The following is a 22,518-nucleotide window of genomic DNA, read 5'->3' on the forward strand; positions in this document are numbered from 1 at the left end:
TCGAAGTGTTTTGGCTATTGTCACAAGGATTACCGGCTGGTGCTGACAGCACAGACTTATCAATGCTACCGGACACCGGACCGGGCGCGTAAATTTGCGGGGCCGACCCGTCCTCCACAGCCCGGCTCCACAGCCCGGCGGAGGTTCCCCGAGGCTCCGGCCAAGGTTCTGGCCGAGCCCCGAACCGGCCGGCTCAGTAATCCAGCCCCTGGCTGGGCACCACCAGTCCGGTCTCGTAGGCGTAGACGACGGCCTGCACCCGGTCGCGCAGGTGCAGCTTGGCGAGGATCCGCCGCACGTGCGTCTTCACCGTCGCTTCCGAGAGGAAGAACCGGTGCGCGATTTCGGCGTTGGACAGGCCCTCCGCGATGGTGCCCAGCACTTCCAGTTCCCGCGGCGTCAGGTCCTCCAGCAAGGGGTCGCGCTGCGGCGGCGCCGGGCTGCCCACCGGGGACAGGCCGCGCACATACGTCTCCAGCAGGCGCGCCGTCACCCGCGGCGCCACCACGGCGTCGCCGGAGGAGACCAGGCGCACCGCCTGGACAAGTTCCGCCGGCGCCACGTCTTTCAGCAGGAAGGCGCTGGCCCCGGCTTGCAGCCCGGCGAACGCGTACTCGTCCAGATCGAAGGTGGTCAGGATGATCACCCGGGCCGGCAGCCCGGCGGTGACAATCTGCCGGGTCGCCTCGATCCCGTCCAGCACCGGCATCCGCACGTCCATCAGCACCACGTCCGGTGCCAGCTGCCGCGTCAGCTCCAGCGCTTCGGCGCCGTCGGACGCCTCCCCCACCACCGCGACGTCGTCCTCGCCTTCGAGGATGAGCTTGAAGCCCATCCGCAGTAGCGGCTGGTCGTCCACCAGCAGGACTTTCACCGGCCCGGCAGGGCTGCTATCGGTGCTCTCAGACACTCTTGTCTTCCTCTCCGGGCCAATACAGTGTTGCCTCCACCATCCAACCACCGCCGGATCGCGGACCGCTGGCAACACGGCCGCCGTAGATGGCGGCCCGTTCGCGCATCCCGACCAGGCCTTGGCCGGCACCGAGCGAATCGGACGTGCCAACCTGCTGGCCGTCGTCGGCCACCGTGATGTGTACGGCGTCGCCGTCGCGGATCAACGCCACGTCAACCCGGGACACCCCCTTGGCGTAGCGCAGCACGTTGGTGAGCGACTCCTGCACAATTCGGAACACGGTGAGCCGGAAATTCTGGTCTTCCGGCAGCGGCGGCCCGGACATGACCGTGCGCAGCGGCAGGCCCGCTGCGCGGAAGCCGTCCAGCAGGCCGCTGAGCTGATCGCCGGACGGTGCCGGCGCCAGCGGGGCCGCTTCCACACCGTTCTCTGTGCGCAGCACGCCCAGCACCCGGCGCATGTCCGCGAGCGCCGTGCGGCCCGTCGCGGAGAGTTGGTCCAGGACCTGCCCGGCGCGTTCCGGATCCTTGCGGACCACGACGGCGGCGCCATCCGAGAGCGCGATCATCACCGACAGCGAGTGGGCCACCACATCATGCATCTCCCGCGCAATGCGGGTGCGTTCGTTCGCCGACGCCAGCTTGGTATTGTCCGCCGCCCAGCGCTGCAGCTCGACGTCGTGCATCCGGTCTCGGCGGACGGTGACGCCAATGCCAGCGGCGATGACGTTCGCCAAGACCAGCACCAGCCCGGTGATCAGGCCAACAAATGCCGGGACCTCCCCGCTGGCGATCTGCTTGGCGATCTCCGGCGGCATCCGGACCGCCATGACCACCATCATCGGCACGACGGCGAGCACCGCCGCCGCGATGGCGCGCACCGCGGGCTGGGTGGTGGCCACCGTGTAGACGGCGAACCACATGGCGAAGGAGCCGCTGCCGGTGCTGGTCACCAGCACAATCAGCATGTCCACCACGGCAACGGCCGCCAGCACCAGCAGCGGATAGCGGCGGCGCCACACCAGCGCCGCGCCTCCGGCCAACAGCAGCAGCAGCGGCGACCACTCGCCGTCGGCCGCGGTCATCACGGCATTCGGCAACCCAAACAGCAGATGGATGCCGATCAGCACCCAGTCCATCGCCACCGGGTGGGTGTGGAAATAGCGCCGGATGGGGCCCCGGCGCTTGGAGGAGATTTCGGTGAAGGAGACGGCGGCCGTTCGTTCCGCCGCCTCCCTCACCGAAGGCTTGTCAGTCATGCATCGAGCCTAGCCGCGCGCTTAGACGTCCCGGGCCTTGGTGGTCACCGCGGCGCCGGCCAGCAGCACTGCGGCCCAGGCCGCCATGACCAGCCCGCCCTGCCACTGGGTCAGGTCCCCGTCGGCGGTTTCCAGCATCACCATTTGCCGTCCCGCGTTGGAGGGCAGGTAGGGCATGACGCCGTCCTGTACCCAGTCGAAGGGGATGATCTGGGCGACGATCGGCAGCACCAGCAGCAGCACCACCAGGGTGACGATCCCGCCGGCGCTGTTGCGCAGCAGGGATCCGAGCGCCAGGCCCATCAGTGCCACCACGGCAAGGTACACGCCGGAGAGCAGCATGGACTGCACCAGGTGGTCCACGTCCAGCCCGAATTCCCTGCCGTAATTGGCCAGGATCGGCTGCAGCAGGAAGTAGGTGATGAAGCTGGACACAATTCCGACGACGGCGGCCACCACTGCGACGACCAGCGCCTTGGCGAACAGCGGCGACAGCCGCGACGGCACGGCCGTCATGGTGGAGCGGACCATGCCGGTGGAGTACTCGGAGGCGATCAGCAGCACGCCCAGCGAGCCGATGATCAGCTGGCCGAAGTCTAGGCCGCCGCTGGTCATCAGGTACAGGATTGACGAGTCCATGCCTGCGGCCGCCGGATCCTGGCCCGCGCTTTCCATCTGCTCCATGCCGGTGGCAATGCCCCAGCCGCCGAGCAGGCCGATGCCCACCATGACCAGGACGGTGGTGGCCAGCAGGACCCAGGTGGAACGCAGGGTGGTGAACTTGATCCACTCGCTGTTCAGCGTGCGGGGGAAGCTCACGCCGGGGCCGGTGACGCGGCCCGCTTGGGAAGTCAGGGTTGCAGCGCTCATGGTCAGTTTCCTTCCTGGCCGACGCCGGCGGCGACAGCAGCGTGCCGTCCGGACTCTGCATTGCCGGCATGGTCATGTACATCGGCCAGCGGGCCGGAATGGTATTCGACTTCGTCCTTGGTCAGGTCCATGTAGGCCTCCTCCAGGGACGCCTGCAGGGGGGTGAGCTCGTAGACCAGCACCTGCTGGGCGAGGGCAGTCTCGGCGATGGCGCGGGCGGCAACACCGCTGACTTCCAGCAGTTCCGGTTCGCGGGCCTCGACGCTGACGCCTTCGCCGGCCAGTGCCCGGGTGAGGACGTCGGGCCGGTCGGTGCGCACGCGCACCCGCTGGGCGCGGTTGTTAAGGATGTCCTGGATGGGCGCGTCGGCGATGATCCGGCCGCGGCCGATCACGATCAGGTGGTCCGCCGTCAGCGACATTTCGCTCATCAGGTGGGAAGACAGGAACACCGTACGGCCCTCGGCGGCCAGCGCCTTGACCAGGTTGCGCACCCACAGCACGCCTTCCGGGTCCAGACCGTTCACCGGCTCGTCCAGGATGATGGTCTGCGGATCGCCCAGCAGCGCAGCCGCGATGCCCAGCCGCTGCCCCATGCCGAGGGAGAAGCCGCCGACGCGCTTCTTGGCCACGGCGCCGAGGCCGGTCAGCTCGATCACATCATTCACCCGCTTGGTGGGGATGCTGTGCGTTGCGGCCATCGCCCGCAGGTGGTTGTACGCGGTCCGCGAGGTGTGCACCGCCTTGGCGTCCAGCAGGGCGCCGACTTCGCGCAACGGTGCGCGATGCTTGGCGTAATGCTTGCCGTTGACCAGCACGTCGCCGGAGGTGGGACGGTCCAGTCCCATGATCATCCGCATGGTGGTCGACTTGCCTGCACCGTTCGGGCCCAGGAAGCCGGTGACCCGGCCGGGCTGCACGGTGAAGGAGACGCCCTGCACTGCCGGTTTGTTTCCGTAGACCTTGACCAGGCCCTGTGCCTCGATCATCTGAACCGTCCTTTGTATGTGGGGTGGCGCCCATTCCCGGGGCCACTAGCTACGTTACGGATTGCCGGCCGCCCGCACACCGCACGCAGGGATGATCTTGGCGACCGGCTGGATCATCCCTGCGGATGACGCTACGGGCTTCGGCCGGGCCCGCTCTATTGGGCGAAGCCCTGAGCTGGCCCGGAGCGCGCCCCTGAGGAGGCGAGGGTACGTCGATTCCCGCAGGCCCCGTTGTCGGGCAAGCCGGTCCGTTCAACAGACCTTCCTCCGGTGGGTTAACAGTGCGTGGAAGAATCACAGCATGAATGCGGAGGCGCGGTGGCAGGCCGAGCTCAGCCTGAAAATCTTGGACGGCCTTTTGAAGGCCATGGATCGGCGTGACGAGGTCTTCCAAGTGGTCGAAGATTCAGCCGACTTGGACGAAGCTATCCGTCGTCTTACCGAACTGTTGGAGTTGGAGGAAATTGTCTGCCGCGCATTGCTCGACATGCAGGTCAGAAGGTTCACTCGCGACCAGCACCGGGCCATTGCTGCTCAGGCGGATGATTTAAGGACTCGTCTATCTGACGAGACACTTGATACGGATAATTGCTGAGCAGGACTATCAATCGGCGTTCTTGAGCGACTGGAACCGCCCTGCAGGCACCAAGTCAGCCGAACAAGGTGTCCTCTGGACTCTTGCAATACGTCTCTGTTGTGGCGACTGGAATATGCAATGACGCCGCACCGATTTCTTCCAGGGTGACGATGAGGTCTGCGTCGGTCCGGGTGGCACGGATCAGTTGGGCGTTCTTTTCATCGACGGTGGTCACCCAGGCTTCTGCCTCCGCGGGGCTCTTGCCGAAGTCGGTGTGTCGCTGGATGAGGCGCTGGATGCGCGTGCTGTCGTCCTGCACGCAGTACCAGACCTCGTTGCACTGGCTGCGCACTTTCCGCCACTCGGGGCTGCCGAGGAGCAAATAGTTTCCTTCGGTCAGGATGGTAGTGGCGGAAGGGAAGACGGGGATGACGCCGGCGATGGGTTGGTCGAGGGTTCGCTCGAATCCCGGCGCGTAGACCACTGCATCCCGTTTCGAGCGCAGCCGTTGCAGCAGCGCGGCGTAGCCGTAGACATCGAAGGTCTCCGGTGCGCCCTTTCGGTCAAGGATGCCAAGGCGGGTCAGTTCCTGATCCGAGAGGTGGAAGCCGTCCATCGGGACGTGGGCGAATTCCTGGTGTTCGGGTTCCGGGGTGTCCCTGTTGAGTTCTTTGATGAGACTTTCCACCAGGGTGGTCTTGCCGGCGCCCGGCGCGCCGACGACGCCGATGACCACGGGCGCCTCTTTGTGGCCTTTCCGCTGCTTGACGCGTGCGACGAGTTCGTCAAGGGTCATCGGGTCGCCCGTGTGGCGTGTAAGTGGTTGGCAATGAACTCGCGGGCGTGGATGGCGAGGTCTTCGCCGTCGGTCCACAGGTTCCGCCAGACGGCCAAATCGTTGGACAGTCCCCGTGCGACGACGGCGGAGGAGCAGCTTTCGAAGGTGATGGGGCCACTGTAGTTGATGCCACCCAAGGCGTGGAAGAACGACGTAGAGTCCGCGTGTCCTGATGTGAGGTAACCCCGGCGGTCTCGCCGATGTGGACGTACCCCAGCCCAGCGGATCGCACTCCTTGCGCGCCGGGGTCCGGGCCGATAGCGTGACCGACATTAAGCAAGCTTGTCAGGGCCGGCTTAAAGGGGGGTCCATGGATCAGAGCGAGGCACCAATCCTGGAGGCGCTGGCAGAGCATCACCGCTTGGACCGCAATGGTTCCACGCCGCCGGTCACAGCTCGGGCCGCGGGGGTGGCGACATCCTGATCGTCGGCCCCACGCCATGAGCCTGCCTCCCGCCTCCGACCCCTCCGACGCACCCGACGTGCCGGAGGAGACCCTAGGGCGCACGAAGAGCGGTGCGCCGATGGTCGGCCAGCCCGCCGAAGGAGATGCCGGCACCGAGGCCCTGCCGTTCCGCTCGGGCATCCGGTCGTTCCTGGCCGTCCCCGGAACGGCGATGTTGATCCCGGTCGAGCTGCTATTTCTTGGTTTCTTAGGAGGCGCCGCCGTAGCCAATGCTTGGAGCGAGGCCGTGGTTCCGGCCCTGTTGGCCGTGGCCGCACTGGTTCCCTCCTCGGTGGAGCGGGCCATAGAGGCCCGGTTCCCCGCGTGGTTGCACGCCTGCTATCTGGGGTTCCTGCTTGCGGGACCGTTCGCCGGGACCCGGTTGGGGCTCTACGCTTTCAGGCCCGATTGGGACAAGGTCATCCACGTGTTCGCGGGGTTGCTCGTGGGGTGCGCCATCACGTTCGCCCTCGGTACGGTCGGCCGGAGGAAACACCTTGACCTTCCGCCCTTTCTGGTGGTGGCCGGGGTGGTGACCTCTGGCGGTTTCGTCGCTGCCGCATGGGAAATCGCCGAGTTCACTAGCGACCATCTCCTGGGCAGCCACGCACAAAACGCCAACCTGCAGGACACCATGACGGACATCATCTGCGGAGTTCTCGGGGCGACGGCCGTGGCGGTCGCGGTGGGAATCCACCTCCGCGGCCACCCGGTTCCCCCGGTCAGCTCGCTGCTTCAAAACCGCGACTTCACCTTATCCGCGCCGCAGCAGAAGCGGCCAGAGCCCCTCTGAACCGACCGGTCGCCTCAAAGCCGCGGGTTCCGCTGCTCCCGGGCGGCGGGGGCGGTGAGCAGCGAGGCCACCATGAGGACGGCGACGGCGAGCAGGGCGTTGCGGATGCCGACGTGTTCGCCGAGGAACCCGAGGAACGGCGGCCCGGCCAGGAAGGCCACGTAGCCCAGGGTTGAGACAACGGAGACGCGTTCGGCGGCGCGGACCGGATCGTCTGCGGCGGCAGACATGCCCATCGGGAAGCCCAAAGCCGCGCCGGCTCCCCAGAGCACCGCTCCGGCAAAGGCCAGCGGCAGGTTCGGCGCCAACACGAACAGCAGCAGGCCGGCTAGCGCGGTGCCCAGGCTGATCCGCAGAACGGCAACCCGGCCCCAGCGGTCGATGAACCGGCCGCCGGCGAAACGCAGCAACGTCATGGCGGCCACGAAGACGCCGAACATCACGGCGCCCATGGCTTCGGTGGCACCGAGCCCGACGACGGTGGCCTGCGCGATCCAGTCGTTGGCGGCACCCTCGGTCAGGGCCGCCCCCAAAACGACGACGCCGATCAGCACCGTCCGGGGTTCGCGCCAGGCGGCGAACCGCCCGCGGTGAGCACCGCCGTCGTCCTCAGGACGCTTAAGGTGCGGCAGGAAAGCCCGCGGCACCAGCCAGGTGGCGACCGCGACGACCGCGGCCAGCACCGCCAAATGGGCGGACAGCGAGACGCCCAGCACGGAGAGCCAGGCGCCGAGCATGGCCCCGGTAAAGGCGCCGAGGCTGAAGGCGGCATGGAACTGGGGCATGACCGTGCGGAGCAGCTTCCGCTCCACATCGGCGCCCTCTATGTTCTGCGCCACGTCCCACCAGGCCACGCCGATGCCGTAGCAGAACAGCGCGGCCGCTGAGCCCGGCACCGAGCCGGCGGCGAGCGCGCCGGCCAGACCCGCGCCGCTGACCGCGGCGATCAGGCCGCCGGCGCGGACGGTGTTGGCGGTGCCGATCCTGGCCGCCACCGGTCCGGCGATCGGCAGCGAAATGACCGAGCCGAGGCCGAGTGCCAGGAGCAGGGCGCCGATTTGGCCGGCGCTGATGTTCAGCGTTGCCGCGGCCGCTGGGATCCGAGCCGCCCAGCTGGCGAAGACCAGTCCGTTCAGCGCGAAGATGGCGAAGGTGGCGTACTTCGCCATCGTCGCTTGGCGGGGCGGTCCGCCGGTTGGACGGCCGGCCGTTTTGCTCGCCCGTCCTTTCGGCTCAGCGTTCCCGGACAACACGTTCCTCGTCCCAGACCGGGGTGTCGCTTTCGTAGACCTTGCCATCGGAACCGAAGACCAGGAACCGGTCAAAGCTGCGCGAGAACCAGCGGTCGTGGGTCACCGCCAGCACCGTGCCTTCGAACGCGTCGATGGCCCGCTCCAGTGCCTCGGCGGAGTGCAGGTCCAGGTTGTCGGTGGGCTCGTCGAGCAGCAGCAGGGTGGCGCCGGACAGCTCCAGCAGCAGGATCTGCAGCCGGGCCTGCTGGCCGCCGGAGAGCGAGTCGTACAGCTGCTCCGCCTGCCGGGCCAGGCCGTAGCGGTCCAGCACGGCTGCTGCGGCCTCCCGGCCCAGGCCGGAGCGGTGGTCGTCGCCGCGGTGCAGGATGTCCACCAGGGACTTGCCCAGCAGGTCCGGCCGGACGTGGGTCTGCGCGAAGAAACCGGGGCGGATCCTGGCCCCGAGCTTGACCGTGCCGGTGTGCGGCACATCGGCGATCCGGACCTCCGAGACCGGTAGGTGCTCCTTCTCCGGGTCGGTGCCGCCGCCGGCCAGCAGGCGCAGGAAGTGGGACTTGCCGGAGCCGTTGGACCCCAGCACGCCCACGCGGTCGCCGAACCAAATCTCGGTGCTGAACGGCTTCATCAGCCCGGTGAGCTCCAGCTTGCTGGCCACCACCGCCCGCTTGGCCGTGCGCCCGCCCTTGAGCCGCATCTGCACGTTCTGCTCGATCGGCACGGCCTCGGGTGGTCCGGCTTCGAGGAACTTTTGCAGCCGGGTGGTGGCGGCGTGGTAGCGGTTGGCCATGTCGGAGCGGAAGGCGGCCTTGTTCTTGTACATGTTCACCAGCTCTTTGAGCTTGGCGTGCTCCTCGTCCCACCGTTTGCGCAGTTCCTCGAACCGCGAGTTCCGGTCGTCGCGGGCCTGCAGGTAGCTTTCGAACCCGCCGCCGTGGACCCAGGCGGTGGCCCCGAGGGCGCCCGGCTCCAGCGTGACGATCCGGGTGGCCGCGTTGGCCAGCAGCTCACGGTCGTGGCTGACGAACAGCACCGACTTCCGCGACTCGCGCAGCTTGTCCTCCAGCCAGCGCTTGCCGGGCACGTCCAAGTAGTTGTCCGGCTCGTCCAGCAGCAGCAGTTCGTCCGGACCGGAGAAGAGTGCTTCCAGCACCAGGCGCTTCTGTTCGCCGCCGGACAGGGTCGACGCGTTGCGGTAATGCGCCCGGTCGAAGGGCACGCCCAGCGAGGCCATGGTGACCTCGTCCCAGACCGTCTCCTGCTCGTAGCCGCCGGCATCGCCCCAATCAGCGATCGCCTGGGCATAGCGCATCTGGGTGGGCTCGTCGTCGTGCTCCATCATGGCCAGTTCCGCCTCGTCCACGGCGCGGGCAGCGGCGGCCAGGGCAGGCGGGGCGGCGCCGACCAGCAGGTCCCGGACGGTGGTCTGGTCGCGGACCTGGCCGACGAACTGGCGCATGATGCCCATGCTGCCGGAGCGGGCCACGGCGCCGTCGTCCGGGGCAACGTCCCCGGCGATGATCCGCAGCAGGGTGGTCTTGCCGGTGCCGTTGGGACCGATCAGGGCCGTTTTGGCCCCGTCGCCGACCTTGAAGCCGACGCCGTTGAGCAACTGGCGGCCGTCGGAAAGGAAATAGTCAATGTTGGAGACGTCGAGATGGGCCACGGAACCAGTCTGTCATGGCCCGGGCATACGAAATGGCTCAAAGTCAGGCCTCCCCATTAGCCAACTCACTTCGAGCCATTTCGTGTGCGATATCTGGATCCACCGCCCGAAGGCAGGTCCCCCAACTCGGATCCCAATACCGCCGCCTCCGGTTTGGTTACCCGTTCCGGTTGCTGACACCTTCAATCATGGTCGAGGACCCGCGCGTATTCCAGATCAATCCACCCTAGTTAGAAAACCCTAGGGTGCTGCAGTCCTTACTGGAGGGCCGCCAGCAGCAGGCAACATGCCGGGCCTCGGCGCGACCTGAAGCATCCCTGTCAGGCCTTGAAGAGCCTCCGGACAACTTGCCCTTGAGCCAGGGCTTCGAGGCCCTCGTTGATCTGGTCCAGGGGGTAGGTGTCCGTGTGCAGCAGTTCGACGGGAAGCCGTCCCTCGCGCCAGTACCCGAGGTAACGGGGAATGTCCCGCTCCGGGACCGCATCGCCCATATAGGATCCGAGGAGGCGCTTGCCCATGCCGGCGAATTGCAGGGCCGGGACTCTGAGCTCCTGGGAGGGGTGTGGGAGGCCGACGGCGACGACGGCGCCTCCCCGATTGGTGACCTCCAGGCAGCCGGCCAGCACGCGGGCGGAGCCGGCGGCTTCGATGGCAACGTCTACGCCGCCGCCTGCCGCCTTCGCGGTCAGCGCGGCGGCCTCTTCCGGCGTCCCCACCGCGGTTGCACCCGCCTTCAACGCCAAGGCATGCTTCGCCGTATTGGGATCGATCGCAATGACGTCCGATGCTCCCGAGATCCGGGCGGCCATGACCGATGCCAGTCCCACAGCCCCCAGACCGAAAACGGCCACCGTCTGCCCAGCTTCAACCCGCGCCGTGTTGAACACCGCACCCATCCCGGTCAGGACGGCACACCCGAACATGGCCGCAACCTCGTTTGGTACGTCCTCTTCGACCACCACAACTGATTCCCGGGCGACCACCGCGTGATCCGAGAACGCGGAGACGCCGAGATGGTGGTTGATCCTCCCGCCGTCGGCAGAACGCAGCAGCGCCTCGCCGTGCAGCAGGTCGCCGCTGCCGTTCGCCTCGGCGGCCCGATCGCACAGGGCCGGCCGGCCGGCCAGACAGGTGCGGCACTGCCCGCAACTGGGCGAACACCAACACGACGTGATCGCCGATCTTCACGTCGTCCACGCCTTCACCGAGACTGGTGATGCGGCCGACAGCTTCATGGCCGAGGGCCATCGGCAAGGGGCGCACCCGGCTGCCGTCGACGACGGAGAGGTCCGAATGGCACAGGCTGGAAAAGGTGATGTCGACGCCCACCTCGCCTCGTCTGGGCATCGGCGTGTCGAGGTCCTCAATGACCAGCGGCTTGGATTCGCTGTACGGACGGGCCAGGCCCGCCTCACGAAGCACGGAAACTCGCATGTGCCCTCCTTGATCTGGTGACTCTCTGGTGGCGTTCTCGGTTGGGCGCCCACCGGCAACAGGCTCCCGCGGACTCAGTCCTGGGGGTCCATCACGGTCGGCAGGGCCTTGCGGGAGCTGATTTCCAGCTTCGAGAAGGAGCGGGACAGGTGCCACTCCACGGCCTTGATGGTGATAAACAGTTCGGCGGCGATCTTGCGGTTGGTGAGTCCTTTGGCCGCCAGCGCGCAGACCCGGTACTCGGCCGGCGTCAGCCGGTCCGCCTTGTTCTCCGCAATCAGCGGCAGCTGCGAGTCCTGCTGGGCCAGCAGCCGCGTCATGCGGCGTGCCACCGCGGCGGCCCCGATCCGGTTCGCCAGCACCAAGGACTTCCGCGCGGCCGCCAGCGCCTCGGCGCGGAACACCTGCAAGTCGTCGGCCTGTGCGGACGAAAGGCACGTCTCCGCCAGATCTGCCAACGCGAGAGCCAGTTGGTACCGGCCTTCGTGCGCCTCCAGCAGGGCGATGGCCTCACGCAGCATGACGACAGCGGTCCGGCCGGACTGGGCCAGCGCGGCGAGCCGCAGTACCGTGCCGGTCAAGCGGGGAGCGCCGAAGGACCGGACCTCCTGCAGCAGCTCCGCGGCGACCGCGGCGGCATATTCGGTCTGGCCGGCGCGGGCAGCGGATTCGATGGTGCTGCGTTTCCACAGACTCAACGTTGGGCCCAGGCCTGCATCCAAATCCATCGCTGCGGAGAAGAACTCAAGGGCCTCCTGATGCTCACCGTGCCCGGCGGTGACTACTCCGTGCAGCTGCAGGGCCATGGCCTGGACCAGCGGCACGCGTTCTTCCGCCAGCGGCACCCGCTTCAACAGGGCGTCGGCGGCGGCAAGATCGTCCCGGGCAATATAGATCTCGGCCAGCGTCACGCAGGCCACTTCCAAGTACGTTCGCCAGCCGGTATCCGCCGCCTGCATGGCGGTTTCCAGATCCATCTGGGCCAGCCGCAGCCGTCCCCGGTTGAGGTGGATGGCTCCCCGACAGTAGCTCAGCGTGGCATTGGCCATCGGCGACGAGTTGGCCCGCGCCTCGGCGATTGCCGCATCCAGCAGCTCCAACGCGGCGGCATCCTGTTCCGAGCCGTTGAGCGCGCCAGTTGCATAGTTGATGATGTTGGATTCCGCGCCGACCTCCGCCAGCAGTTTCCCGCCGGCATAACCGCGCAGGGCCAGTTCACCGCTGCGCTTGGCATCCGCGCCGGTCACGCTCAGCCGCAGGGCCTCCTGGATGAGCAGCATGCGGTCGCTGGGGCCGTCCTCGACCGGATCCTGGGCCAGGATGTCCGCCAATTCCTGGCCGTATTGCGACGTAAACTGCAACTGCTGAAATCCCGCCCCGGTGGCCTGCGCAATGACGCGGCGCCTGAGCTCGGTGTCCGGTTCGGCGTCGTTCTCCAGTTCCTTGAGCGCCTCGCTGAAGCAGCGCGAACTTTCCTCCACCCGGTTGATGGCATACTGCGCTTCGGCAAATTCCATCAACAGCTCGACCCGGGCCCGCGTGCCCTCGGTCATCGCCAGCGCCCGGCGCCCTAACTCCGCTGCCGGTTTGATGCGGCCGGCGGCCTGGTAGGCCAGCGAGGCCTCAATCAGGATCCTGCGCTGCAGCTCGGCCGGCAACTGTTCTTCGGCCATCGCCCGCCCGATCAACCGGACGGCAAGCTCCCACGAGCCGGAGCGGCGGGCGCCGATTGCGGCATCAAGCAGGATTTCGGCCGCAGCGGGATCAGTGCCGGGCTCGGTGTCCAGCAGATGGCCCGCGACGACGGCTGGTTCGCTCCCGTGTGCCCGCAAGGCGGCAGCCGCCAGGCCGTGCATTTCGGCCCGGCGTTCCGGATCCAGCGTGGCGAGCACCGCGTCGGCCACCAGCGCATGCTGGATCCGCGGCCGGGGGCGCAGCGAACTCAGAAAACGCGCCGCGGCCAGCCGTTTCAGTACCGAGGCGATGGCGTCTGTGGGCAGCCGGGTCATCCGTGCCAGCAGCTGCTGGCTGGCATCCTCCCCCAGCACGACGACGGCGTCCAGCACCGTCCGCTCCGCCGGCGAGAGCCGGGCGAGGCGGTCTTCCAGCACTGCGGCTTCCGCGCTTGCCCTGTCGGTGCCGACCTCGACACCGCCCTCCAGGATCTCGTGCACGTAGAACGGCATCCCTCCCGCAGCCGCATGGATGCGTGCCGCCGCCGCGGGATCCACGGCGGGCATCCGACAGGCCGCCCACTCTGCCACCGCCCGGTGGTCCAGCGGTTCCAACGGCCAATGCACCCGCCCGCCGGGGCCGGGGACGCCGGGGCCGCCGGAGCGTGAGGCGCCGGGGCGGGACTCACCCTGGCGGGCGCCGCCGTCGTGCCCATCCAACAACAGGGTGTCCGTGCGGATCCCGTCACCACGCTCGGCGCCCCGGCCGGTGCGCACCCCGCGCACGATCAGCAGCGGGGCCCCGATCAGCAGCACCCCCATGTCCGAAAGCGACTGCAGCGAGAGTTCATCCAACCACTGCGCATCGTCCACCATGGCGATCACCGGGGCCTCCTGCGCCAAGGAACGCAGTACCCAGGACGCGGAATAGGTGAGCGCGTCCTTGTGCAGCGGACCCCCGGCGGAGGTCAGGAACGAATGCAGCACCCTGCCCTGCCCGTCGAAGTGCGGACCGTGGTCCGGCATCTGCTGGGCCAGCGGTGCGAACCACTGCCAGAACATGGAGCCGGGCAACGAGCGGCGGGCGGCACCGGCGGCGCGCAGCAGCTTCCAGCCGCGCGCGGAGGCATCCGCGCAGAGCGTTTCCAGCAGCGTGGTCTTGCCGATGCCGGACGGGCCGCTGACCGTCAATTCGATGCTGTGGCCGGCTTCCACGGCTGAGGCGAGGTCGCGCCACTGCGCCACCTCATTCTCACGCCCGTACAGCCGGGTTTGTGCCACGGTTTGATCCTAAGCCGCGGGCCCGTCAAATGCGACGTTTCAGCTATGTTCTTCCGGCACGCAATGGTTGCGCAGCTCGCCGATCCCCTCGATCCGGGTGACCATTTGCGCCCCGGCGGGGATCCATTCACGCGGCTTCCGGGCCAGGCCCACGCCGGCGGGCGTCCCGGTGGCCAGCAGGTCGCCGGGCTCCAAGGTCATGAATTCGCTGACATATGACACCAGCTTGGCGCAGGAGAAAATCAGGTCCGAGGTGTTGCCCGACTGCTTGGTGACCCCGTCCAGTTCGCATTCCACCGCCAGTCCGGCGTCGGGATCCAGCTCATCCGCCGTGACGACGACGGGGCCCACCGGAGTCATCCGGTCCCAGTTCTTGCCCTGGAACCACTCCGAGGTGCGGCCCTGCCAGTCGCGGACCGAAACGTCGTTCATCACCGTGTAACCGGCGATCGCGGCGCGGGCGCCGGCCTCGTCGGCGTGCCTGACCCGGGAGCCGATCACCACCGTCAGCTCGGCTTCCCAGTCGATCTTGCTGCTGGCGGCGGGCAGCACCACGTCGTCGGTCGGGCCGACGAGCGCATTGGCGTACTTGGTGAAGATGGTGGGGTACTTCGGGACTTCCTGGCCCACTTCTTCGGCATGCGCGTAGTAGTTCAGGCCCGCACAGAGGATCTTGCCCGGGCGCAGGATCGGCATGTCCAGCTCCGCGTGCTGCGGCGCCGGCCCCGGTTCCCCGGAGAGGGTGCGCCAGTCGTCTCGCTGCAGCAGTTCGCCCACGTCCTTGGCCGGCAGGTAGACCGTGGCTTCGCCGTCCTGCCGGAACGCCTGCGTGGTCCCGTTCCGCCGTACTGTTCCCAGACGCATCTGTACCTCCTTGCGGCAGCCGTGCGCCGCCGTCGTTAGCTTTTTGGGCAGCAAAGGAAGCCGCCCCTTTGCACGATATACGGTGGCGCCGCGGCCTACCGCGCCGAGGTCAAAGGTTTCGCTCGGACTGGCGCTCCGACGCTCCGCCCGCTTCCTCGGGCAGTTCGGAAACCGGCACCAGGACGATGTCCTGGATCATCCAGTGCAGGTCGATGCAACCGTCCCTTGCCTCTTCGAGGACTTTGACCGACGGGAGGTGGCCGTCGCGGGGAACGACGAAGGCTTCGGCGTGCAGCACATGGCCCTGGTCGCGGACGCGTGAACCGGATTCTTCGACCCATTCGAGCTGGCGAAGGTAATCATCGATGCGTTGGATCAGCGGATGAGACTCCGAGTCATCGTAGGTTCTGGCCCGGGTATCCATCAGGTCGGTGATGGAGCCGCGCATGTTTTTGTATCCGTCGCGCAGGATCCCGCCCGCAATAAACAATGCGGCGGCGGCGTCGGCCCACCACAGACCGATTCCGATGCCGGCGACGCCGACGATCGAGCCGACTGCAGTCATCCAGTCCGCCTTGTTCATGTCTGCATCGGCGTAGAGGACCTTGTCATGCAGTTGCTCGGCGAGTTTTTCCTTGGCGCGGCCGAGCAGTACCGGCGGCACGGCTGTCACTGCCATGACCACCATCATGAGCCAGCCGAGCCAGATGGTATGGCCCAGCAGCTGGACCGAGCCGATCGGCGGGTGCTCCCCTTTCAGCAGGCCCATGCCGGAATCGATCACCAAGAAGGCGCCCATGGTGCACAGAGCCACCGCAGCAACAAGGTGTGCGATCCCGGTAGACCGGTGGTAGCCGTAGGGGTATTTCCTGCTGGGCGGCCTGTTGATGATCTTCATCGCCAGCAGGAACGCGATGGGCGGCGCGAAGTTGAGCATGTCTTCAATCCAGGCCGCCTTCATCGCCTGGGAATTGCCCATGGTCAGGAAGACCAGAGTGACCGACACGGCCAGGACGGCGAGGGTGGTCCACTGGAGTTTGATGGCGCGGCGCAGGGCTTTTTGCTGCTGGTCGGGCAGCTCAGTGCGGCCAAAGCGGGTATTCATCCCTGTTCCTTCCGGTCGAGAAGAAACATTTCCAGTTCCCGCATGAAGGCGTTTTCGCCCATCCGGGATGCCATGACGTACTCCTCCTTGCCTCCGTCGGGGGCAAGGCCCTCGGCGTAGGGCTGGGTCAGGGCCGCCTTGTCCGACCACGGCGATTTTTTCGTCAGGCCCCCGATGACGAGGTCAAGCTCGCCGCGTTCAAGCCTGCCCATCAGGGATTCCTCGCCGGCGGCTGTCCACTCAATCGTTGCTCCGCGGGTGCCGGCGAATTGCCTCACCACCTCTGCCTCCGAACCTCCCGGTTCCTCCCCGTTTTGGACTGCCGTCCAGGGCGGGTTATGCGAGACCCCCACTCTGAGAACTCCGTTGCTGATCCGGTCCAACGTTCCTTCCGGATCCACAGGCACCTGCAGGCCGCAGGAGGACATCAGCAGCATGAGAAGCACCGCCAAGGCCGCCTTTGAAAAATTGTTCAGCATACTGAGGAATATAGCTGATTTGACGTTTCATCGGAGGGCCTATGACGGGCTTGGCGGACTCCGCTGCGAGGAAGGAGTCCCGGCTTGGTGCCGCCGGTGCGCTACCGCCCCTGGCTGCACCACTCCAGCAGCCGCTCCACCGGCCACGTGGTGATGATCCGTTCGGCGGGAACGCCGTTGTTGGCGGCCCGTTCGGCACCGTAGTGGAGGAAATCCAGCTGGCCGGGCGCGTGGGCGTCGCTGTCGATGCTGAACAGGCAGCCGGCGTCGAGGGCCAGCTGGATCAGCTCATCCGGCGGGTCCTGCCGCTCCGGCCGGGAGTTGATTTCGACGGCGACGCCGTTCTCGGCGCAGGCGGCAAACACGCGCTCGGCGTCGAATTCCGATTGCGGGCGTGTTCCCCGCGATCCCTTGACCAGCCGTCCGGTGCAGTGGCCCAGCACGTTGGTGCGCGGGTTGTTGATGGCGCCGAGCATTCGGCGGGTCATGGTGCCGCGGTCCGACCTGAGCTTGGAGTGCACGCTGGCCACCACCACGTCCAGCCGGTCCAGCATCTGGGGCGTTTGGTCGAGTTCGCCGCTTTCCAGGATGTCGGCCTCGATGCCGGTCAGGACCCGGATACCGTCGGCTTTGGCATTGATCCGGGCCACGAGGTCAAGCTGCCTGGCCAGGCGCTCTGCGCTCAGGCCGTTGGCGATCGTGAGATTCGGCGAATGGTCGGTCAGGGCCAAGTAGTCGCGGCCGAGCCAGCGTGCTGCGTCGACCATGTCTTCCGGCGGCGAGCCGCCGTCGGACCAGTCGCTGTGGCTGTGCAGATCGCCGCGGAGGGCCTGATGCAGCTCGCGGCCGCCTTCGGCCAGTGGTTCCGCCGAACGTTCCCGGACCTTCACCAGGTAGTCGGGGACCTCGCCGTCGACCGCCTGCTGAATGACTTCGAAGGTTCTGGCCCCGATCCCTTTCATGCTCTTCAGCCGGCCGGTGCGCGCCCGTGCAGCCAGCTCGTCGGGGTCCAGCCCGGCGGCCACGGCGGCTGCCTTCCGGAACGCCTGCACTTTGAACGTGGGCGCCAGCTCGCGCTCCAGCCAGAAGGCGATTTCATTGAGGGCCGCTACGGGATCCATGGGACCATCTTGCCTTCGATCAGCTCCGCGGGCCACGGCTTCACGGCTGCAGGGGTGGTACGGCCAGTCCGAATTGCTCTTTCAACACGAGTTCTGCGGCACGGTAGCCGGCCATCCCGTGCACGCCCGGTCCGGGAGGTGTTCCGGCCGAGCAGAGATAGACGCCGTGCAGCGGCGTCTGCCACGGTTTGGGGCTCAGTACCGGCCGTGCCGCGAGCTGCGGCAGGGTCACCGCGCCGGTGCCGAAGTCACCGCCCACGTAGTTGGGGTTGTACGCCTCGTAGTCGGCAGCGGACATGCTCCGGGAGTCGACCACCAGATCGGTGAAGCCAGGGGCGGCCCGTTCCAGTGCTGCGGTGATAATTGACTCCATGTCCCGGGGGGATCCGCGCGGGACATGGCAGTAGGCCCAGACCACGTGGCCCCCGGCGGGCGCGCGGGAGGGATCAAACTCGGCTGGTTGTGCCGCCAGGATCACCGGATCCTCCGAGTGTCGGCCCCGGGCGATGGCCCGTTCGGACGCCGCCATCTGTCCGCGCGTTCCGCCCAAGTGCACGGTGCCGGCCCGGCGCAGCTCCGGGTGCGCCCACGGGACCGGGCCGGACAGGATGTAATCGACTTTGGCGGCACCGGGCCCGTAGCGGAACCGCCGCAAAGCGCGCGCATAACCGGCGGGGAGCCGGCCCCCCGCCAGCCGGAGCAGCTCGGTCGGCGCAGTATCCAGCATGACCGCTTTGGCATCGGTCAGCTGGGCCAGCGACGTCACCCGATGCTCGGTCTCGAGACGGCCGCCGTGTGCCCGCAGGTCCTGCACCATGGCATCGATAATGGCCTGCGATCCTCCGGTTGGTAGGGGGAATCCCACGGCATGCGCCAGCGCGCCGAGCATGAGGCCCGCTCCAGCGGCGGGCAGCCGCCGCACGCCGCCGGTGGTGTGTGCGGAAACGCCGGTGAGAAGGGCCGGCGCGAACTGTTCCTTGAAGCGCAGGTTCCACGCCGCAGAGCCCTGTTCCAAGGTCCGGATCCCGTACCGGAAGGCCGTCACAGGGCTCGCCGGTATCTGCAACAGCTGGTCCATCGTGAATTCCAGCAGGGCGTCCGCCCGCTCGACCAGCGGCCGCATCAGCTGCCGATAGGCGGCCCCGTCGGCACCCAAGCCAGCGACGGTTCGCTCCAGGTCGCGGTAAGCGATGGCGGCGGCCGCTCCGTCGATCACTTGGCCGTAGGAGACTTCCGGCACCAACAGTTCGACCCGCTTGTGCAGCCCGAAGTCACGGAAGAACGGAGAGGCTGCGGCCATCGGATGCACTGCGGAGCACACGTCGTGCCAGTACCCCGGCTTGATCAGCTCCAGGGTCCGCGCGCCGCCGCCGGGCGTGGCGGCCGCCTCGAAGACCGTGACGTCCAGGCCGGCGCGCGCCATGATCACGGCCGCGGCCAGCCCGTTCGGCCCGGCGCCGACTACCGCTACATCCGTCACGATTGATCTTCTCCTTCCGGCTCTCCGTTCAACCTTGGGCCCTCCCCGTCCCCGCTGGCAATGCCCGGCCACCGAGAGGACGGCCGAAGCGAACCCATGCCAGTTGAAGAATATTCACGGGCGGCGTCTCCAGCGCCGGACGCCGGCTCCGCCCGCGCCGCGGGGACGACGCGGCCCGGCAGCGGGAGCACGAACTCATCGGGGCCGCCGTCATACTCGCCGCCCTGGGGATCATCGGTGCCCGCCCGCCGGACCGGATCATGTTCAGGCAGCCAGATGGCCCGGACGACCTTTCCCATGATGTATGCCGTCGCGGCTATGTGGGCGAGGACCGCCAGCACGTAATAGGGCGCATCCAGGTTCCGCACCGCCTCGCCGCCGCTGGTGACCTGGCCCAGATGCATCCAAATGGCCCACCAGTGCATCACCTCGAAGAACTGCCAGATCAGGAAGTCCCGCCAGCGCGGATGGGCCAGGGCAACCAGCGGTACCAGCCAGACCACGAACTGCGGCGAATACACCTTGTTGGTGAGCACGAAAGCGGCCACTACGAGGAACACCAGCGATGCCATCCGCGGTCGGTGCGGCGCGGTCAGGGCCAGCACGGCGATCCCTGCGCAGGCCGCCGCGAACAGCATGAAGGATGCAGTGTTAATGAACTCCGGGCTGAGGACGGGCAGTTGCTGCCGCTGCACGGTCAGGTTGTAGGCGTACCAGATGGACGAATACCCGGCCTCGCGCTGCCGGCTGTAGTCCAGGAAATGGAACCAGCTGCCGAAATCCCGCAGCATGAACGGCAGGTTGGCGACCAGCCAGACCGCGGCCGCCGCGGCGGCGGACGCGGCCAGCGGGCGGTACCGGCCGGTACGGACTGCCAGCAGCAGGATGGCTCCGAGGATCAGCACCGGATACAACTTCAGCGCCGCACCGAGGCCAATGAACACCCCGGCCCGGGCCGGCCGGCGCCTCGCGAAGGCGAGCATCGCCAGTGCCGCCAGCATGGCGGCCCACAGGTCCCAGTTGATCGTTCCGGCCAGCACGATTGCCGGTGCCAGCGCCACCATGGCCGCATCCCAGGGCCGCCGGTGGCTCATGCGCGCCGTGGCGATCACCGTGACCAGCCAAGCCACGCCCGCCAGCGTGGCATTGATGTCGAAATAGGCCAGTGCCCGGCCCGCAGACACGCCCTCGCCCGGAACCAGCCACGCCGTCGCCCCGGCGAGCAGCCCGAGCAGGACCGGGTACTCAAAAGAACTGCCCGCGCTAACGAACGGCACCACGCCCTCGGCCAACCCGCGGGTTTCGAACAGCACCGGCCAGTCCGAATAGCAGCCCATGTAGAAGTAGTCCGGCAACTCCCACCCGGCCAGCCGGCACGGCGTCTTGACCAGGACCGAGAGCAGCGCGGCGAACGTCGTCAAGATGATCAGCACGCGCTCAACGGTGAAGAAGCCGGGCGAGACCAAGCCCGGAGCGCTGTGCCGACCCAGGGGTCCGCCCACCAGTTCGGTGAACTGCTTGAGGAACGGATCGTTGCGGCTGGGCACCACAATGCGCAGCGGTCTGCGGCGCGAAGAGCGGGGCCCGGGCATGCTCCAAGCCTACTGGCGGCCGCACTATCGGCCACAGACGCGAAAGCGTACGGCGGGTTAGGTGAAACGTCTGCTGTTGCTCGCCTTCCCGTAACCTTGGGCACCCCGGGACGTTACCGGCGCTTCCTACCGTGGCTCCAATGAGTTACACCGACCCCCAGGAAGTCCTGGTCGTCATCCCGGCCCGCGGCGGCTCCAAAGGGATCCCGTTCAAGAACCTGAAGCCCGTGGCCGGCCGCAGCCTGGTGGCCCGCGCCGTCGACAGCGCGCTGGCCGCGCCGGCGGTGACCGACGTCGTGGTCAGCACCGACCATCCGGACATTGCCGCCGTAGCCGAACGCTGCGGCGCCCGCGTGGTCATGCGTCCGGCGGACCTCTCCGGCGACACGGCCAGCAGCGAATCGGCGGTGCTCCATGTGCTCGCATCGTTGCCCCGGCCGCCGGCGGTCACGGTCCTGATGCAGTGCACCTCCCCGTTCATCGATCCGGCGCACCTGAACGATGCCGTGCTGGACGTGCTGGAGGACCGCGCCGACGTTGCCTTCTCCGTCACCGAGAGCCACGCGTTCCACTGGATGCACGACGACGGCGGTGCCGTCACCGCCGTCGGGCATAGCGCCGACGTGCGCCCCCGCCGGCAGGACCGCACGCCCCAGTACCGCGAAACCGGAGCGTTCTACGCCATGCGGACCGAAGGTTTCCTGGCCCGCAAGCACCGCTTCTTCGGCCGACTGAAGCTGCAGGAAGTGCCGGCCGAGCACGCCGTCGAAATCGACTCGCTGGAAGACCTGGCCGTGGTCCGCGCGCTGGCCGGCCAGGCAACCGCACCCCTGGCCGGCGGCCTCGACGTGGATGCCTTGGTGATGGACTTCGACGGCGTCCACACCGACGACCACGCCTTCGTGAATGCCGAGGGCGAGGAATTCGTCCGCGTGAGCCGCGAAGACGGCATGGGAATCTCCCGGCTGCGCAGCACCGGAATTCCCCAACTGATTCTGTCCACCGAACGGAACAAGGTGGTCAGTGCCCGGGCGCTGAAGCTCGGCATCGACGTCCTCCAGGACGTCGCGGACAAGGCCGGGGCAGTCCGCACCTGGATGGCCGCCCAACGGCTGGATCCCGATCGGGTCGCCTACGTGGGCAACGACGTCAACGACCTGCCCGCCATGGGCGTCGTTGGTTGGCCGGTGGCGGTGGGCGATGCCCGCGCCGAGGTCAAGGCTGCAGCACGGACCGTGCTTCAGCACCATGGCGGCGAAGGCGCAGTCCGCGAGGTCTGCGAACTCATCCTCGCCGCGCGCAGCGGTGCCGACGACGGGCGCGGCCGCCAAGAACAAGCCACAGCAATAACAGAAAGAGTGCAGCTCATGACTACCGAAGCTACCGTTTCCAACACTGTTCCCGCCGGTGCGCCGGCTCCCGTCGCGATCGGTGACGTGCTGGTCGGTGCCGGGCAGCCGGTCTACGTGATCGGCGAGATCGGAATCAACCACAACGGCGACATCGAGATCGCCAAGCAGCTGATCGACGTCGCCGCCGAGGCCGGCGCGAACGCGGTGAAGTTCCAGAAGCGCACGCCGGAGATCTCCACCCCGGCGGACATGCGGGACAAGATGCGCTCCACCCCGTGGGGCGAGATGACCTACCTGGACTACCGGTACCGGGTGGAGTTCGACATGCCGATCTACCAGAAGCTGATCTCGCACGCCGCCGACCGCGGCCTGCACTGCTTCGCCTCGCCCTGGGATGTTCCCTCGGTCGCGTTCATGGAAGAGGCCGGCGCGCTCACCCACAAGGTCGCGTCCGCCTCGGTCACCGACCTGGACCTGCTGGCCGCGCTGCGCGAGACCGGCAAGCCGGTGATCCTGTCCACCGGCATGTCCACGATCG

At 67.7% G+C, this 22,518-nt stretch carries 18 protein-coding genes and 2 pseudogenes; 4 read left to right on the forward strand and 16 right to left on the reverse strand.

Annotation, left to right across the window (positions count from 1 at the left end; translation table 11 throughout):
• Positions 1-193: 193 nt before the first annotated feature.
• Genes AC5RWT_RS11070 through AC5RWT_RS11085 form a run of 4 tightly spaced genes read right to left on the reverse strand, consistent with a single transcriptional unit; the run spans position 194 to position 4,030 of the window.
• Positions 194-910 (reverse strand): response regulator, encoded by a 717-nt coding sequence (locus AC5RWT_RS11070; RefSeq protein ID WP_494080261.1) that lies wholly within the window; start codon positions 908-910, stop codon positions 194-196.
• On the reverse strand, positions 903-2,171 hold the full coding sequence (locus tag AC5RWT_RS11075) for a sensor histidine kinase (RefSeq protein WP_494080262.1): 1,269 nt from the start codon (positions 2,169-2,171) through the stop codon (positions 903-905). The genes AC5RWT_RS11070 and AC5RWT_RS11075 overlap by 8 nt, the downstream gene beginning before the upstream one ends.
• A 21-nt stretch (positions 2,172-2,192) precedes the next feature.
• Positions 2,193-3,041 (reverse strand): ABC transporter permease, encoded by an 849-nt coding sequence (locus AC5RWT_RS11080; RefSeq protein WP_494080263.1) that lies wholly within the window; start codon positions 3,039-3,041, stop codon positions 2,193-2,195.
• A gap of 2 nt (positions 3,042-3,043) precedes the next feature.
• Positions 3,044-4,030 carry an ABC transporter ATP-binding protein gene (locus AC5RWT_RS11085; protein WP_494080264.1) on the reverse strand — a complete coding sequence of 329 codons (987 nt, stop codon included), beginning with the start codon at positions 4,028-4,030 and terminating at the stop codon, positions 3,044-3,046.
• Positions 4,031-4,121: 91 nt separating this feature from the next.
• Here AC5RWT_RS11085 and AC5RWT_RS11090 point away from each other — a divergent pair, with 91 nt between their 5' ends.
• Positions 4,122-4,625, forward strand: coding sequence for a DNA gyrase subunit A (locus AC5RWT_RS11090; RefSeq protein ID WP_494080265.1), 504 nt, complete (start codon positions 4,122-4,124; stop codon positions 4,623-4,625).
• A gap of 55 nt (positions 4,626-4,680) precedes the next feature.
• Here AC5RWT_RS11090 and AC5RWT_RS11095 read toward each other — a convergent pair whose 3' ends face one another.
• Positions 4,681-5,403, reverse strand: coding sequence for a nucleoside/nucleotide kinase family protein (locus AC5RWT_RS11095; protein WP_494080266.1), 723 nt, complete (start codon positions 5,401-5,403; stop codon positions 4,681-4,683).
• Positions 5,400-5,582: a hypothetical protein gene (locus AC5RWT_RS11100; protein ID WP_494080267.1), complete on the reverse strand. Its 183-nt coding sequence runs from the start codon at positions 5,580-5,582 to the stop codon at positions 5,400-5,402. Before AC5RWT_RS11100 ends, AC5RWT_RS11095 begins: the two co-directional genes overlap by 4 nt.
• Positions 5,583-5,885: 303 nt before the next feature.
• Here AC5RWT_RS11100 and AC5RWT_RS11105 point away from each other — a divergent pair, with 303 nt between their 5' ends.
• Positions 5,886-6,683 (forward strand): DUF2238 domain-containing protein, encoded by a 798-nt coding sequence (locus tag AC5RWT_RS11105; protein ID WP_494080268.1) that lies wholly within the window; start codon positions 5,886-5,888, stop codon positions 6,681-6,683.
• A 14-nt stretch (positions 6,684-6,697) separates the two neighbouring features.
• On the opposite strand, the gene AC5RWT_RS11110 is transcribed toward AC5RWT_RS11105, so the two are convergent.
• The 10 genes and pseudogenes from AC5RWT_RS11110 to AC5RWT_RS11155 all read right to left on the reverse strand — a co-directional run bounded on the left by AC5RWT_RS11110 (position 6,698) and on the right by AC5RWT_RS11155 (position 20,628).
• Positions 6,698-7,852: an MFS transporter gene (locus tag AC5RWT_RS11110; protein WP_494080269.1), complete on the reverse strand. Its 1,155-nt coding sequence runs from the start codon at positions 7,850-7,852 to the stop codon at positions 6,698-6,700.
• Positions 7,853-7,916: 64 nt separating this feature from the next.
• A complete protein-coding gene (locus AC5RWT_RS11115; protein ID WP_494080270.1) occupies positions 7,917-9,599 on the reverse strand; it encodes an ABC-F family ATP-binding cassette domain-containing protein in 1,683 nt (560 codons plus the stop codon).
• Between the two features lie 320 nt (positions 9,600-9,919).
• A pseudogene (locus tag AC5RWT_RS11120) lies at positions 9,920-11,033 on the reverse strand (zinc-binding dehydrogenase).
• Between the two features lie 74 nt (positions 11,034-11,107).
• Entirely contained in the window at positions 11,108-13,987 is a 2,880-nt protein-coding gene (locus AC5RWT_RS11125) for a helix-turn-helix transcriptional regulator (RefSeq protein ID WP_494080271.1), read from the reverse strand.
• A gap of 39 nt (positions 13,988-14,026) precedes the next feature.
• The gene (locus tag AC5RWT_RS11130; RefSeq protein WP_494080272.1) at positions 14,027-14,851 is read right to left on the reverse strand and encodes a fumarylacetoacetate hydrolase family protein; all 825 of its coding nucleotides are present in this window, start codon (positions 14,849-14,851) and stop codon (positions 14,027-14,029) included.
• Positions 14,852-14,960: 109 nt separating this feature from the next.
• The gene (locus AC5RWT_RS11135; RefSeq protein WP_494080273.1) at positions 14,961-15,956 is read right to left on the reverse strand and encodes a cation diffusion facilitator family transporter; all 996 of its coding nucleotides are present in this window, start codon (positions 15,954-15,956) and stop codon (positions 14,961-14,963) included.
• Complete coding sequence (locus AC5RWT_RS11140) at positions 15,953-16,435, reverse strand: transporter substrate-binding domain-containing protein (protein WP_494080274.1); 483 nt, start codon at positions 16,433-16,435, stop codon at positions 15,953-15,955. The genes AC5RWT_RS11135 and AC5RWT_RS11140 overlap by 4 nt, the downstream gene beginning before the upstream one ends.
• 101 nt (positions 16,436-16,536) lie before the next feature.
• Positions 16,537-17,556: a PHP domain-containing protein gene (locus AC5RWT_RS11145; protein ID WP_494043282.1), complete on the reverse strand. Its 1,020-nt coding sequence runs from the start codon at positions 17,554-17,556 to the stop codon at positions 16,537-16,539.
• A gap of 40 nt (positions 17,557-17,596) precedes the next feature.
• On the reverse strand, positions 17,597-19,036 hold the full coding sequence (locus tag AC5RWT_RS11150; protein ID WP_494080275.1) for a phytoene desaturase family protein: 1,440 nt from the start codon (positions 19,034-19,036) through the stop codon (positions 17,597-17,599).
• Complete coding sequence (locus AC5RWT_RS11155) at positions 19,033-20,628, reverse strand: glycosyltransferase family 87 protein (RefSeq protein ID WP_494080276.1); 1,596 nt, start codon at positions 20,626-20,628, stop codon at positions 19,033-19,035. Before AC5RWT_RS11155 ends, AC5RWT_RS11150 begins: the two co-directional genes overlap by 4 nt.
• Before the next feature lie 140 nt (positions 20,629-20,768).
• Between AC5RWT_RS11155 and AC5RWT_RS11160 the strand changes: the two are divergent.
• Positions 20,769-21,830: pseudogene (locus AC5RWT_RS11160) on the forward strand (cytidylyltransferase domain-containing protein); the annotation flags it as partial.
• A gap of 165 nt (positions 21,831-21,995) precedes the next feature.
• A partial coding sequence (locus AC5RWT_RS11165; RefSeq protein ID WP_494080279.1) for an N-acetylneuraminate synthase family protein occupies positions 21,996-22,518 on the forward strand: 523 nt, incomplete at its 3' end.

The sequence above is a fragment of the Arthrobacter sp. Dra40 genome, from assembly GCF_059091905.1.